Consider the following 14,239-nt stretch of genomic DNA (forward strand, 5'->3'; position numbering starts at 1 on the left):
TGGGGTCGAACTCACCAAAGGACTATAACAATGGCTCTCAGTAAAGAAGTGCCGGAGTTTGACATCGACGATGAGGTTCTCCTGATGGAGACCGGCATCGATTCGGATTCGATGTCGAATGATGAAGGGGCTGCTCCACCTTCCGTTCGTGCCAAATCCAAACACTCCGCTTCACTTAAGCAACACAAGTACATCGACTACACCCGGGCACTCGATGCCACGCAGCTGTACCTCAACGAAATCGGCTTTTCCCCATTGCTCTCCCCGGAAGAGGAAGTTCATTTTGCGCGCTTGTCGCAAAGTGGCGATCCCGCCGGGCGCAAGCGCATGATTGAAAGTAACCTGCGGCTGGTGGTCAAAATCGCCCGGCGTTACGTCAATCGGGGGCTGTCGCTGCTGGATCTGATCGAAGAGGGCAACCTCGGGCTGATCCGCGCGGTGGAAAAGTTCGATCCCGAGCGGGGCTTCCGCTTCTCGACCTACGCGACCTGGTGGATCCGTCAGACCATCGAACGCGCGATCATGAATCAGACCCGGACCATCCGGCTGCCGATCCATGTGGTCAAGGAGCTCAACGTGTACCTGCGGGCTGCACGGGAGCTGACGCAAAAACTCGATCACGAACCTTCACCCGAAGAAATCGCCAACCTGCTGGAAAAACCGGTGGGCGAGGTCAAGCGCATGCTGGGCCTGAACGAGCGGGTTTCTTCGGTCGACGTCTCGCTGGGTCCGGATTCGGATAAAACCCTGCTGGATACCCTCACGGATGACCGTCCGACCGATCCATGCGAACTGCTGCAGGACGACGACCTGTCGCAGAGCATCGATCAATGGCTCTCGGAGCTGACCGACAAGCAACGCGAGGTGGTGGTACGTCGCTTCGGCTTGCGCGGTCACGAGAGCAGCACGCTGGAAGATGTAGGCCTGGAGATCGGCCTGACCCGGGAACGGGTGAGACAGATTCAGGTGGAAGGCCTCAAGCGCCTGCGTGAAATCCTCGAGAAAAACGGCCTGTCGAGCGAGTCGCTGTTTCAATAAGCGCCTTGCATGATCGCCCGCAAAAAGCCCCGACTGGTTCGGGGCTTTTTGTTTTCTGCGGCAAAGCGGTTTGCTTCCCCGGGTTTGTAGTCTCGCGTTGTAAGCCCAGGCTTACTCTTTCGTAAGTGTTCGCTATTTTTACACTGCGGCAGACGTCCATTGAGCTTGTTGAGTATGTTCAACTTATTGATTTGTATGGTTATTTTTAAATATTAAGTGCATATGACAGCGTGTTTTAGCTGAGCAGGCCGGTTGCGGCTGTCAGGGAAATCTCTAGTATCTGGGTTGTGTCGACGGACAGACACGCCCTTCAAGGAAGAGGGGAATGGACATCGCAGGACGCGATTCATCAGGACGATGAAAAGGAACATAGGGAATAGGGAAAAAATGTGGGCGGGTCAAACCGCCCCTTTTTTTGCCTGAAATAAAGCAAAACCCGGAAAAGCAAAAAGGCCCGCAATGGGCCTTTTCTTCAAACGCAGGGCAGATCAGCGTTCGAGGTCTTTGATCTTGCCTTTGACGCCATCCCACTCTTCGGCGTCCGGCAGCGATTCTTTCTTCTCGGTGATGTTAGGCCAGATTTCCGCCAGCTCGACGTTCAGTTGAATGAACTCTTGCATCTCGTCCGGGACTTCATCCTCGGAGAAAATGGCTACGGCCGGGCATTCTGGTTCGCACAGGGCGCAGTCGATGCACTCATCCGGGTGAATCACCAGGAAGTTCGGGCCTTCGTAAAAGCAGTCCACCGGACAGACTTCTACGCAGTCGGTGTACTTGCACTTGATGCAGTTGTCGGTGACGACGAAGGTCATTTCTAATTTTCTCCTCAGGCGGCGGCAGCGTTGCCCCTTCACGGTTGGGGTCGCCAGGTTCGGGAGCGATGTCTGCCAGCCAGGCTATTAGCCAGCAGCATCCCAAACCGCGCGAGATTCTAACAGCTTGAAGCCTTTTGCGTTATATCCGGTTCTTTGGTGCTTAGATCCGGTTCTTAAGTGCATATAACATTTCGAGCGCACGGCGCGGTGTCATGTCGTCAATGTCCAGTTTAGCCAACTCATCCAGCACCGGATGCGGCAGGCTGGCGAACATGTCGCTTTGTTGCGGCGTCGCCGGTTTGCCCTTGGCGGCAGGTTTGGGCGCTTCATGTGGCAAAGCGGTGTCTTCCAGGCGACTCAGGTGCTCACGGGCACGTACGATCACTTCGCTCGGCACTCCCGCCAGTTGTGCCACGGCCAGGCCATAACTCTGGCTGGCCGGTCCTGGCAGCACGTGGTGCAGGAACACGATGCGTTCGTTGTGCTCGGTGGCATTGAGGTGCACGTTGGCCACCAATGGCTCGGCTTCCGGCAGCACGGTCAGTTCGAAATAGTGTGTGGCAAACAGCGTGTAGGCGCGCAGGTGCGCCAGTCGCTCGGCTGCCGCCCAAGCGAGGGACAAACCGTCAAAAGTGCTGGTGCCGCGACCCACTTCGTCCATCAACACCAGGCTGCGTTCGGTGGCGTTGTGCAGGATATTGGCGGTTTCGCTCATTTCCACCATGAAGGTCGAACGCCCGCCGGCCAGGTCGTCGCTGGAGCCGATTCGGGTGAAGATGCGGTCCACCAGCGACAGTTCGCAGCTGGCCGCCGGCACGAAGCTGCCGATATGCGCCAGCAACACGATCAATGCAGTCTGGCGCATATAGGTGGATTTACCACCCATGTTCGGGCCGGTGATTACCAGCATCCGGGTGTTGTCGTCCAGGCTCAGGTCGTTGGCCACGAACGGCGTGGTCAGCACTTGTTCGACCACCGGGTGACGACCCTGGGTGATGCGCATGCAGGGTTCGCTGACGAAGGTCGGGCAATTCAGGTCGAGATTCAATGCACGCTCGGCGAGGTTGCTCAGCACATCGAGTTCAGCCAGTGCACCTGCAGTGTCCTGTAACGGCGGCAACTGGCTGATCAGATCTTCCAGCAGCGCCTCATAGAGCATCTTCTCGCGAGCCAGTGCACGGCTCTTGGCCGACAGCGCCTTGTCTTCGAACTCTTTAAGCTCAGGCGTGATGAAGCGCTCGGCACCCTTGAGGGTTTGGCGACGGATGTAGTCCGCCGGTGCCGATTCAGCCTGCTTGCTCGGCAATTCGATGAAGTAGCCGTGGATACGGTTGTAGCCCACTTTCAAGTTGGCCAGGCCGGTGCGAGCCTTTTCCCGGGCTTCCAGATCGATCAGGAACTGGCCGGCGTTTTCGCTCAGCGATTGCAGCTCGTCGAGTTCGCTGTCGTAACCGGTTTTCAGCACGCCGCCATCACGGATGACCGCCGGCGGGTTGTCGATAATGGCTTTTTCCAGCAGCGCCGCCAGTTCCGGGTAAGTGCTGGTAGTGGTTGCCAGGCGTTGCAGGTGTGGCGCTTCCAGATCGGTCATCGCCACTTGCAGTTCAGGCAGGGCGCCGAGGGCATCGCGCAGGCGGGCAAGGTCGCGAGGACGCGCATTGCGCAGACCGATCCGCGCCAGGATCCGCTCGATGTCGCCGATTTCCTTCAGCTGCGGTTGCAGGCTTTCAAAGCGATAGCGGTCGAGCAGGCAAGTGATCGAACTCTGACGTGCGAGCAGCACGGTGAGGTCGCGCAGTGGGCGGTTCAGCCAACGAGTCAGCAAGCGGCTGCCCATGGCGGTCTGGCAACGGTCTACAACTGATTGCAGGGTGTTGTCGCGGCCACCGGCCAGGTTGGTGTCGAGTTCCAGGTTGCGGCGGCTGGCGCCGTCCAGCACCACGGTGTCGTCCAGACGTTCGTGGCGCAAGCTGCGCAGGTGGGGCAGGGCGGTGCGCTGGGTTTCCTTGGCGTACGCCAACAGGCAACCGGCGGCGCCGATGGCCAGGGTCAGGGTTTCGCAGCCGAAGCCTTTCAGGTCCTGGGTGGAGAATTGCTGGCAGAGACTTTTCAGCGCCGAATCGCGCTCGAAATCCCACGGCGCACGGCGACGTACACCACGGCGCTTTTCCGCCGGCAGATCCTTTGGCCAGTCATCCGGGATCAGCAACTCGACCGGGTTGACCCGCTCCAGCTCCGCCAGCAGGTTTTCCCAGCCCTTGATCTCCAGCACCGTGAAGTTGCCGCTGGTGATGTCCAGCACCGCCAGACCGAACAGACGTTCATCGCCCAGCACCGCCGCGATCAGGTTATCGCGACGCTCATCCAGCAATGCCTCGTCGCTGACGGTGCCCGGGGTGATGATCCGCACCACCTGACGTTCCACCGGACCCTTGCTGGTGGCCGGGTCGCCGACCTGCTCGCAGATAACGACCGACTCGCCGAGCTTGACCAGTTTCGCCAGATAGCCTTCCGCCGCGTGATACGGAATCCCGCACATCGGAATCGCCTGTCCCGCCGATTGCCCACGGGCAGTCAGGGTGATGTCCAGCAACTTGGCCGCCTTCTTCGCGTCTTCATAGAAGATCTCGTAGAAGTCGCCCATGCGGTAGAACATCAGCTGATCCGGGTGCTGATTCTTCAGGCGCCAGTACTGCTGCATCATCGGGGTGTGGCTTGAAAGGTCTGTCATACGCGAATTTGGCTCTATTTATCTATCTGACGCTGTTCAAAATATCTAAATGGTACAGGGATTTTTTTGGCGTGGTTGATTGCTGGCTGGAGTTGATCTTGTGCGGGTAGCAGGTGCTGCTCATTCTGGCTGTATACGACGGTCACGATCTGTCCGCGATGGTCAAATTAGTTCTCGGTTTTTATTGAGTGATTTTTGGCTTCCAGGAACGAGGTCTTCGCAGATTTTTGTTGGGTTGGCTACTTTTCGAAAATGTCATCTGAGTAGATTAAGCGCCCATAAAGTATATGGGCGCTGGAGGTTTTAAGGAGTAGCGGTAATGAGTGTTGATTTTTTACGTGCGCGCATATTTTTGCGAAGTTTCTCGATCGGTAATTCCACAGCGTACACGGCTATGAGTGTGCCAAACATAATGGATACGACGTAGCTGAACGTATTGGCTTCAAAGTAGCCGAGCCATCGAACTACTATTGTTACTGGGATGTGAGTTATGTAAAGCGGATAGGATAAATCTCCAAACCATTTGTCAATTTTGCTGTTTTTTGTTTTTTCGAACAGGAGAGGTGACAGTGCAGCCAACCCAATAAGTGTTAAGGATTGCTGTGTTGTGTGAGCAGTGCAGAGTGCGACAATTGCAAATGCCAAAATATAGATGGCGACTGTTTTATTTATACTGTCGGAATAGAGTCTGTGTATCCAGTAGCTAGCCGCTCCAAGCGCAAAATATAGTGCAGGGCCCAAGTAGTAAAGGTCCGTTCGCAGATGCATGGAGGTCGCAGACAAGAATATTTTTGCTGCTAGCGTATACAATGCAGCGGTGGCGAAAAAAATAAGTGTTTTGTTTGTGTCTCTAACAATGAAAGGGGCAGCTATATAGAATAGGATCTCGATCGATAGGGTCCACGCGGGAAGGTTGATAATATTTTGAGCACCGTTGTGTGCCTTGTCGATACCGAATTCGGAGAATACTACCTTGCCATCAACCGAACTCATGTGAAGAAGTAGATCCGAGCCCAACATGAAAATATTCGAGAAGGTGGCGATCGCCTGAATAATCAATGGTTGTTGCGAGATGTTGTGTGCTACCGCCTCAATCATTCCTGTCGGTATCAAAATAAATAAAGAGAATAGATAAACGGGCCAGAGTCTCAAAACGCGACCAATGTAGAATTCACTATTAGTGTTTGGCGTTTTGTATCGTTCGTTTAATCCCAGTGTTATATAAAATCCGGACATAAGATAGAAACAGTTAACGGCAAACCCTGCGGGTACTACAGGAATCCAGCTGAGGGGGCCGATGTGGGAGAACATTACGGATAATGCTAGAAAGAATCGAATAAATCCCATGTTGACAATATATTCCCTTTACCGCTTGTGTTTATTTTGATACAGAATTCATGCCATTTTATGCCGGACGGATTCGCTATGTCATCAAAGAATACGCGAGACTGATGATCCTCCAGCGTTTGGATCCAGGCTTTGCGCAATGAGCGATCCGCATTCTGGGGTCTGAAAACGGTGCATCATTTTTTGATCTCCCTTGTCCCTTTTGCTAATTTATGCGTTTATGCATTTGTCTTCTGAAAAAAGATCAAGCACTATTCGCATATGCAAAAACGCAACGTATCCTCCGTCTTAAGAGCACTGCTCGACCAGCACGGGATCTCCCCCACGGAGCTCCACCGTCGCACCGGCGTGCCTCAATCCACTCTCTCGCGGATTCTCAGCGGGAAGATCGTCGATCCTTCGGATAAACACATCTCGAAGATTGCCGAGTACTTCGCCGTGAGCACCGATCAGTTGCGCGGGCGCGCGGATGTTGCGCCGGTCGCCGGCGGCGGGCGCGAGGAGTCGCATTCCGAACTCAAGGACATAAGCCTGTGGGACGATGACACGCCAGTCGATGACGACGAGGTGTCGGTGCCCTTTCTTCGCGAGGTTGAATTGGCTGCTGGATCAGGAAGATTCGTCATCGAAGAGAGCGAGCGCTCTAGCCTGCGCTTTGGCAAGCGTAGCCTGCGCCATAATGGCGTGCAGTTCGACCAGGCCAAATGCGTGACCGTACGGGGCAACAGCATGTTGCCGGTGCTGCGTGACGGCGCCACAGTCGGGGTCAATGCGGGCAAGTGCGGGATTGGCGACATCATTGATGGCGACCTTTATGCGATCAATCACAACGGCCAATTGCGGGTGAAGCAGCTTTATCGCCTGCCTACCGGTATCCGTCTGCGCAGCTTCAACCGCGATGAACACCCGGACGAGGACTACAGCTTCCAGGATATGCAGGAAGAGCAGATCGTCATCCTCGGTCACGTCTTCTGGTGGGGCATGTACGCCCGATAACCCGATCCCTTTCAGATAAAACCCGCCTCGGCGGGTTTTTTTTCGCCTGCGCAAAACCCTAAGACCCTTGAATGGCGGGGCTTTCATGCATCTGCGCATTTCTCATGCATAAATAAATGCATTTGCGCATTGACTGGATATGCATGAGTGCATATTCTTGCCACCAAGCCGCTCGACAAAGCGGCTGGCAACAACAGCTCTTTAGTTCCACAAGAACAGGCAGCGATGAACCGGCCTCAACGGTTCAGAGGGTTGGCAACTGACCCGGGTGTGCAGCGTAAAGCACCAGAAGCAGTTATCCGGCGGGCAGGGACCGCGGTCGGAAAAACAATTTGAATGGACTCGTACCGCGCCAGTAGCGCCGAAAAGTCAGCTTCCTTCTTTGAACAATGGACCGAAGGAAGGCGAAGGAGCGCATTACTGAAAAGCCCGGCCGATTGCCGGGCTTTTTGGAATGCCTGCCTGAAATGGTCACTTGCACCACCGGGTCGCAGAGTTCGACAACAACCGCACTGATCATCAGCAACAAGGAAGAATTAATGATTCGTTATGTCTTGATCGAAACGAACAACCTGATCCCCTTTGCAAAGGTTTTGCAATTTGTGGATGCCGAGCAAATGCCATCGATCCCGCCAGGAGCATCGGGCTTCTGGGTCGAGACCAGCGTCGACACGCCCATTCAAATCGGGTGGAAAGCTGAGTACACGGTGAATGGTTGGGCCTTCTCCGAGCCAACCTACCAGGATCAAGTCGATATCGTTACCAATCACGTTCGCTTCCTGCTGGGAGCCGCAGAAGGTTGGCTAATGCTCAACCCGCTGCAATACAAACTGGATATGGGCATTGCCACACCTGAAGAGCAAGCCTCTCTGCTGGCTTACAAGCAGTACTACGTCGCGGTCTGTGAGGTGAAAACACAATCGGGTTACCCCTACACGGTGACCTGGCCGGTAGCACCTTTCTGATTCAGCACCACTTTCGAGAACGCATTACTGAAAAGCCCGGCCGTTGCGCCGGGCTTTTTGGAATGCCTGTCTGAGGCACCAGCATCGATATCCAGTGCATCACCCGTTCAACCGTGCATTGCACATCGATAAATCACTTATTAAATAACGCGGAAAAAAGGAAAAATCATGCGCCGATATGGACGTGTTGATCAGGATCGAATTGTCGAGTTTTTTGAAACCGACGGTGACATCACGCAAATGTTTCACCCAAGCATTATCTGGGCAGAAGTGACTGACCACCCTGAAGTACAACTGGGCTGGGTGGCCACCAAAACCGACGGTGTCTGGACTTTTGCCGCCTATGTGCCGCCACCGCCGACCGAGCAGGAACTCATCGCCAAGGCGCAACTGAACAAATGGCAACTGCTGAACGTGGCCGCCAACTGGCTGCTGCTCAACTCCCTGCAGTTCAAGGTAGACACCGGCGTGGCCACCCCTGATGACGAGGCCAAGTTGCTGGCTCACAAGATGTATTCCATCGCTGTCAGCGACATCGACAAGCAATCGGGTTACCCGGCAAACATTGTCTGGCCTGTGGCTCCGTACTGACAGACATCCACTAGCCGAGTTCGCTTTGGAACCGCTGATAAGGAAATTGAAATGAATCGATATGCACTGACATTGACTGCATCCGGTTACACCGTCGTTCTTCAGGTTCTGGACATTGAGGGAGAGGCGCCAGCCAGACCGGCTGCTGAACCGAGTTCCGTGTGGCGGGACATCACCGGTAACGACGCTGTTCAACCGGGGATGAAGATGCAGTGGGGGCCTGCCGGCGAAGAGTATTTTGAGACAACTGCCGCAGAGCAGGAGCTTTTCACCAGCGGTCGCATGCAACTGCACTTTGACGAGGCAGCGCGCTGGCTCGACTTCAATCCTCTGCAATACAAACTGGATCTGGGAGTTGCCACCCCGGCTGATGAAGCGGCACTGGTTGCTTTCAAGCAGTATTTCGTTGCCTTGAGTGAAGTGAAAAACAACGCCGTATTTCCGCAGATCATTTGGCCGGCTGCTCCTTTCTGATTCGCAGCGCCGATCAAGTCCCGGCTCCGGGAATGCATTACTGAAAAGCCTGGCTAATTGCCGGGCTTTTTGGAATGCCTACCTCAAGAGAAAACGATTGAACCCAACACACATTACTCATCAATCACCCAAGGAGGCGTGACATGACAAACGAGCAACAAGCGTTGGCGGACATGCCGATCTGGCTGGTCATCCTGCTCGCCCTGGTGGGCGGCGTATCCGGCGAAATGTGGCGTGCCGACAAGGAGGGCGCGCGTGGCTGGGCGCTGATCAGGCGTCTGGCGTTGCGTTCCGGGGCCTGCGTTATCTGCGGGGTGTCGGCGATCATGCTGCTGTATGCCGCCGGTATGTCCATCTGGGCCGCGTGTGCGATTGGTTGCCTGACGGCAATGGCCGGCGCCGACGTGGCCATCGGTCTTTATGAACGCTGGGCCGCCAAGCGCATCGGCGTCTGCGAAATCCCGCCCCGCGACTCACAGTAAATCTTTCACTTTCGTGCCTCGCTGCACCTTGTGCGGCGCGGCTTCGCGTGGACATCAGAAAAGGAGGTCAAGCGTGCCCACACCCATTCAGCAGCCTTCGCAGCTGTTCACGGCAATGGCGACAGCCTTGCGCAACAACGCCGGCCTGAACATACAAGTCGGCAATCACGATGACTTCACCACACCCGGCGACAAAGCCTGGGTGTTGATCGACATCGAGCGAAATGCACCGGGAGAGCGTGCAGCCAACGGACGGATTGCCCATGTACTGACGCTGTCGCTGCAGGTCATTCCGGCGCTGTCCGCCACGGCGTTTGCTGCCTGCGACCTGATCGCCGCGCTGAAAAACCTGATCACCGACAACCGCTGGGGTCTACCTGGCGATCAATGCGATCTGCCGATGAACATCGATGGATTACCTTCACTGGCGATTCGCGCCGATCAGCCAAACAAGGCGTGGACCCTGACATTCAACCAGACCCTTTACCTCGGCCCGACCTTGCTCGACGATCCGCTCGGCACACCGAAATTCGCCCGCACCTGGGAAGTCAGCGACATCGACGACCCCGACCAATACACCTCGCTGGAGGCCTGACCGATGTTCGACGCATTACTGCGTATGCAACTGGGCCCGATCATCGAGCGCCTGGCCGAGATGGAAGCGGAGATCGAAGACCTGCACCGGCGCGCCGAGAGTTTTTGCCGAATCGGTATCTGTCAGGAGGTCGATGCCGCGAGCAACACCTGTCGGGTCAGCCACGGTGGATTGCTCACCCCGGCCATCAAGTTCTTCAACCCGAGCGCCGGAGCCCAGAGCGAATCGCGGATACCCAGCGTTGGCGAACAGTGTCTGCTGTTCAACTACGGAAGCGGCGAAAGCGGTGCGCAAAGTGTGGCGTTGTTCGGCTTGAACAGTGACCGTTTTCCACCTGTTTCGACCATCCCCACGCTGACGCGACGGGTACATGTCGACGGCAGCGAAAGCGGCTACGACGACGCCACGCACACCCTGCACTGGCAGAACGGTCCGGCAGCCTTCAGCGGCTCTCGCGAAGCGCTTGAACTGAGCATCGGCCCGGCGCGGCTGGCGATGACGCCGCAAGCGATCAACCTGCAACTGGGCGCGGTCGGCCTGACCATCGACGCTTCGGGCGTGCATTTCAGCGGCCCGCTGGTGGATCACCAGGGTCGCGTCATCAGCCCCTGAATCAAGAGCCTCCCATGATCGGAATCGATAGAAACACCGGAGCCACGGTCGACGACTGGCTGCAATTCGTGCAGCGCGCGACCCGGGCCCTGACCACGCCTTTGGGCACACGGCAGAAGCGGCCCTTGTACGGTTCGCTGATCCCCACGCTGTTGGGGCAGAACCTCGGCGACGACGTTCTGCTTCTGGCGCAAAGCCACGCCGCGCAAGCGTTCTACAACGCACAGAACGGTATCGGCGACTTCCAGCCGCAAGTGATCGTCGCCAGCCGTCAGGGCGCAGGGTTGCTGCTGCGTTTTGCCGGCACCTGGAAAAACCGCCAACAGACTTTCGAGGTGGTGACATGAGCATGTTGATCCCTGGTCAGAACCAGTTGGCCGAACCTTCGCTGATCAAGGTCGAGGCCTTCGAGGATCTGCTCGCCGAGTTCAAGACCTTCGTGCTCGAGTACGTCGGTACTCGCTCGCCGGACAGCGCTGCGAAACTCAAGACCAGCCTGGAAAACGAAAGCGAACTGCTGACCCTGGCCCTGGAGGCTTTCTGCGTTCGCCTGCAAACCCACGAACGCAAATACAACGCTCGCATCAAGCAGATGCTGGCGTGGTGGGCCACCGGCAGCAACCTCGATGCGCGGCTGGCGGACATGGGCCTGGAGCGGCAGTTGCTCGACCCGGGCGACCCGGCGGCATTCCCGCCGGTACCGGCGATTTACGAGAGCGACGATGACGCCCGGCTGCGCTACTACCTGGCGCCCCATGCCCCGGCGGCGGGTTCGCGGATGCAGTACCGCCGTGAAGTCTTCACCCTCGGCGAACGGCCGGCGGTAAAAGTCGAATCCACCGATGCGGGGGTGGTGAACGTCACATACACCTTCAACCCCGATGGCCTCGCCGCACAGGTCAAGGATGGCAATGGCCGGCGCTCGGCGCCCGGCGAAGTGCAGGTTACGGTGCTCTCCCGCGACGCCGACGGTACACCGTCCGCTGCACTGCTCGACGGCGTGCGCCAACACTTTGCCCGACCCGATGTCTGTCCGGAAACCGACAAGGTCACGGTGCAGGGCGCTGACATTCAGCGCTACAAGATCCGCGTCGTGGCGAAGATCAATTCCGGTCCCGATTCGGGCCTGACCAAAGTCGCCGCCGAGCAGCATCTGCAAGCTTACGCCGACAGTTGCCATCGCCTGGAAGGCCGGGTCGATCCGAGCTGGATCGACTACACGCTGCACAGCGCCGGCGCCGTGCAATTGCAGATTCTCGAACCGCTGACACCGATCGTGTGCACCGCGTTTCAAGCGCCGTACTGCACGGCGGTCGAAGTCGAGGTGCAGACGCTATGACGGATCAGACATCGCGTCCTACTCTGCTGCCGGCCAACAGCTCGGCGCTGGAACGGGCGCTCGACATCGGTTTCGGCGCGTTGCTTGACCGCATCGTGCCGCCGTTTCCCGAACTGATGAACCCGAGCGAAACGCCGGTCGCGTTCCTGCCGTATCTCGCGGCGGATCGCGGCGTGGCTGAATGGAGCACCGACGCTCCGGAAGCGGAAAAGCGCCTGACCGTCGAACTGGCCTGGCCCACCGCGCGTCAGGCCGGTACCCGTAAGGCACTGGAAAACGCCGCCAAAGGCTTGCAACTGAGACCCGAAATCCGCGCCTGGTACGAACAGACTCCTCCGGGCGCGCCTTACAGCTTCTCTGTGCGGGCCTTCAGCGAACAACCCTACAGCGAAGCTATCGACGCCCGTCTCGACCGACGCCTGGCTGATGCCAAGAGCGAACGGGACGTGCTGTCGGTGTCGGTCGGCCTCAGTGCCTTCGGCAGTCACGTCATCGGCGCCGCGACCTTCTGCGGCGAACTGACCACGGTCTACCCGGTATTCCTCGAAGGCCTCGAAACCTCCGGTGAAGCCTTCATGGCGGCCGGTTTCTACACCGTCGAAACATCCACTATTTATCCTCAGGGGGCCTGAATGGCTGACTATTACACCCTGCTCACCAACGCAGGGATTGCCTACGAAACCGCCTGCAAGGCAGCGGGCGTGCCGATCAAGCTGACGCAGATTTCGGTCGGCGATGGCGGCGGCGCGGTCTACAACCCGGCCGCGACGGCTACCGCGCTGAAGCGCGAAGTCTGGCGCGGACCGCTTAACGCACTATTCCAGGACGAGAAAAATCCGAGCTGGCTGCTCGCCGAAGTCACCATCCCGCCTGACGTCGGCGGCTGGTACGTACGTGAAGCCGGCCTGTGGACCGACACCGGGATTCTCTACGCCATCGTCAAATACCCGGAGTCATTCAAACCGGTGCTGGCCACCTCCGGCTCGGGCAAAGAGTTCTACATCCGCTCGATTTTCGAGACCAGCAATGCCTCGCTGGTGACGCTGCTGATCGATGACACTGTGGTCAAGGCCACTCGCGCCTGGGTCATGAGCTACCTCGCCGAAGAACTCGGCAAACTCGATGGCAAGCAATCGGTGCGCGTCGCCGCCACCGCCAACGTGGTGTTGAACGGTGCGCAGCAGATCGACGGTGTGGCGGTGATTGCCGGCGACCGCGTGTTGCTGCCGAACCAGACCCTGGCCAAGGACAACGGCCTGTGGATCGTCGCCAACGGTGACTGGGTTCGGGCCAACGATGCCAACGTCAGCGCCAAGGTCACGCCGGGCCTGACGGTGATGGTGGAAGAGGGCACGCTCAACGGCGATTCGCTGTGGCACCTGACCACCAACGCGCCGATCACCCTCGGCACCACCGCGCTGACATTCAAGATGCTGGCGGGGCGTACCGGGATTGCTGCCGGGACTTACAAGAGTCTGACTGTCGACGAGTATGGCCGTGCGACAGCCGGGGCCAACCCCGTGACACTGGCCGGTTTTGGGATCACTGACGCCCTTGGAATCAATGCAACTGCATTCGCGGCTCGAAAGCTTGAAACGGCGCGCAGCATTTCCATCTCCGGCGCGGCGAGTGGTAGCGCCTCATTTGACGGATCGGCGAATGCCAACATTGCCCTGGCACTTGCCGATTCAGGTGTTGCTGCCGGCACTTACACAAAAATTGCCGTCAATGCCAAAGGTGTGGCTACCAGTGGCACAACTCTGATCGCATCCGACATCCCTGCGCTGGACTGGAGCAAGATCACCTCAGGCAAACCCAATTCGCTGGCGGGTTACGGAATTACCGACAGCTATACCCAGGCCCAGACCAACAGTGTAGTGACCACCGCTTTCGCAAACTTTTCAGCGACAAGCATCAAGGTACCGGCGTTCATCAATGGTTTTGCCGACGCAAATGCCTGCCGTTACTGGAAGGCCAACGGCAATGTCTACGTGAGCATCGATGCTTCACGCTGGATCAGTAACGGTCTCGATCCGTTGATCATGTTCACGCTTCCGCCAGGTTACAGGCCCATCACCCGAGTTTGCGGGACGGGCGATTGGGCTACCAACAGCCCGCTCGCGTTCGGGTGGTTGTCGTGGCGAGCGGAAGCTACAGGCGAGGTGGTCCTGGATTACGCGATGGGTTCCACGGCCGGCGCGGGCGGATTTGCCTGTCAATTCAGCTTCTGCGTTCAAACGGTTTAAGGGGGAAA

At 57.5% G+C, this 14,239-nt stretch carries 15 protein-coding genes; 12 read left to right on the forward strand and 3 right to left on the reverse strand.

From position 1 onward, the window contains the following. Positions 1-30: 30 nt before the first annotated feature. Positions 31-1,038, forward strand: coding sequence for an RNA polymerase sigma factor RpoS (gene rpoS / locus ACW9HX_RS11545; protein WP_007954831.1), 1,008 nt, complete (start codon positions 31-33; stop codon positions 1,036-1,038). 488 nt (positions 1,039-1,526) lie between these two features. Here rpoS and fdxA read toward each other — a convergent pair whose 3' ends face one another. The 3 genes from fdxA to ACW9HX_RS11560 form a co-directional block, all read right to left on the reverse strand. After that, positions 1,527-1,850: a ferredoxin FdxA gene (fdxA, locus tag ACW9HX_RS11550; RefSeq protein ID WP_020296593.1), complete on the reverse strand. Its 324-nt coding sequence runs from the start codon at positions 1,848-1,850 to the stop codon at positions 1,527-1,529. 163 nt (positions 1,851-2,013) lie between these two features. Then, positions 2,014-4,584 carry a DNA mismatch repair protein MutS gene (gene mutS / locus ACW9HX_RS11555; protein WP_457380707.1) on the reverse strand — a complete coding sequence of 857 codons (2,571 nt, stop codon included), beginning with the start codon at positions 4,582-4,584 and terminating at the stop codon, positions 2,014-2,016. A gap of 303 nt (positions 4,585-4,887) precedes the next feature. After that, on the reverse strand, positions 4,888-5,931 hold the full coding sequence (locus ACW9HX_RS11560; protein WP_457380708.1) for an acyltransferase family protein: 1,044 nt from the start codon (positions 5,929-5,931) through the stop codon (positions 4,888-4,890). A gap of 261 nt (positions 5,932-6,192) precedes the next feature. On the opposite strand from ACW9HX_RS11560, the gene ACW9HX_RS11565 reads away from it, so the two are divergent. The 11 genes from ACW9HX_RS11565 (at position 6,193) to ACW9HX_RS11615 (ending at position 14,231) form a co-directional block, all read left to right on the forward strand. Further along, a complete protein-coding gene (locus ACW9HX_RS11565) occupies positions 6,193-6,927 on the forward strand; it encodes a LexA family transcriptional regulator (RefSeq protein ID WP_457380709.1) in 735 nt (244 codons plus the stop codon). A gap of 539 nt (positions 6,928-7,466) precedes the next feature. Next, positions 7,467-7,892, forward strand: coding sequence for a tail fiber assembly protein (locus ACW9HX_RS11570; protein WP_457380710.1), 426 nt, complete (start codon positions 7,467-7,469; stop codon positions 7,890-7,892). Positions 7,893-8,060: 168 nt separating this feature from the next. Further along, positions 8,061-8,483: a tail fiber assembly protein gene (locus ACW9HX_RS11575; RefSeq protein ID WP_457380711.1), complete on the forward strand. Its 423-nt coding sequence runs from the start codon at positions 8,061-8,063 to the stop codon at positions 8,481-8,483. Positions 8,484-8,534: 51 nt separating this feature from the next. Next, positions 8,535-8,957, forward strand: a complete 423-nt coding sequence (locus ACW9HX_RS11580) for a tail fiber assembly protein (protein ID WP_457380712.1) — start codon at positions 8,535-8,537, stop codon at positions 8,955-8,957. 143 nt (positions 8,958-9,100) lie between these two features. Beyond that, a complete protein-coding gene (locus ACW9HX_RS11585) occupies positions 9,101-9,439 on the forward strand; it encodes a phage holin family protein (RefSeq protein ID WP_064593815.1) in 339 nt (112 codons plus the stop codon). Between the two features lie 73 nt (positions 9,440-9,512). Then, positions 9,513-10,034 (forward strand): hypothetical protein, encoded by a 522-nt coding sequence (locus tag ACW9HX_RS11590; RefSeq protein ID WP_457380713.1) that lies wholly within the window; start codon positions 9,513-9,515, stop codon positions 10,032-10,034. A 3-nt stretch (positions 10,035-10,037) separates the two neighbouring features. Continuing rightward, positions 10,038-10,646 carry a phage baseplate assembly protein V gene (locus ACW9HX_RS11595; RefSeq protein WP_457380714.1) on the forward strand — a complete coding sequence of 203 codons (609 nt, stop codon included), beginning with the start codon at positions 10,038-10,040 and terminating at the stop codon, positions 10,644-10,646. A gap of 14 nt (positions 10,647-10,660) precedes the next feature. Continuing rightward, on the forward strand, positions 10,661-10,993 hold the full coding sequence (locus ACW9HX_RS11600) for a phage baseplate protein (RefSeq protein ID WP_102621413.1): 333 nt from the start codon (positions 10,661-10,663) through the stop codon (positions 10,991-10,993). Beyond that, positions 10,990-11,985 carry a baseplate J/gp47 family protein gene (locus ACW9HX_RS11605; RefSeq protein WP_457380715.1) on the forward strand — a complete coding sequence of 332 codons (996 nt, stop codon included), beginning with the start codon at positions 10,990-10,992 and terminating at the stop codon, positions 11,983-11,985. Before ACW9HX_RS11600 ends, ACW9HX_RS11605 begins: the two co-directional genes overlap by 4 nt. After that, positions 11,982-12,617: a phage tail protein I gene (locus tag ACW9HX_RS11610; protein WP_457380716.1), complete on the forward strand. Its 636-nt coding sequence runs from the start codon at positions 11,982-11,984 to the stop codon at positions 12,615-12,617. The genes ACW9HX_RS11605 and ACW9HX_RS11610 overlap by 4 nt, the downstream gene beginning before the upstream one ends. Then, complete coding sequence (locus ACW9HX_RS11615; protein WP_457380717.1) at positions 12,618-14,231, forward strand: phage tail protein; 1,614 nt, start codon at positions 12,618-12,620, stop codon at positions 14,229-14,231. Positions 14,232-14,239: the final 8 nt, after the last annotated feature.

It is taken from the genome of Pseudomonas sp. SDO52101_S400 (genome assembly GCF_054071635.1).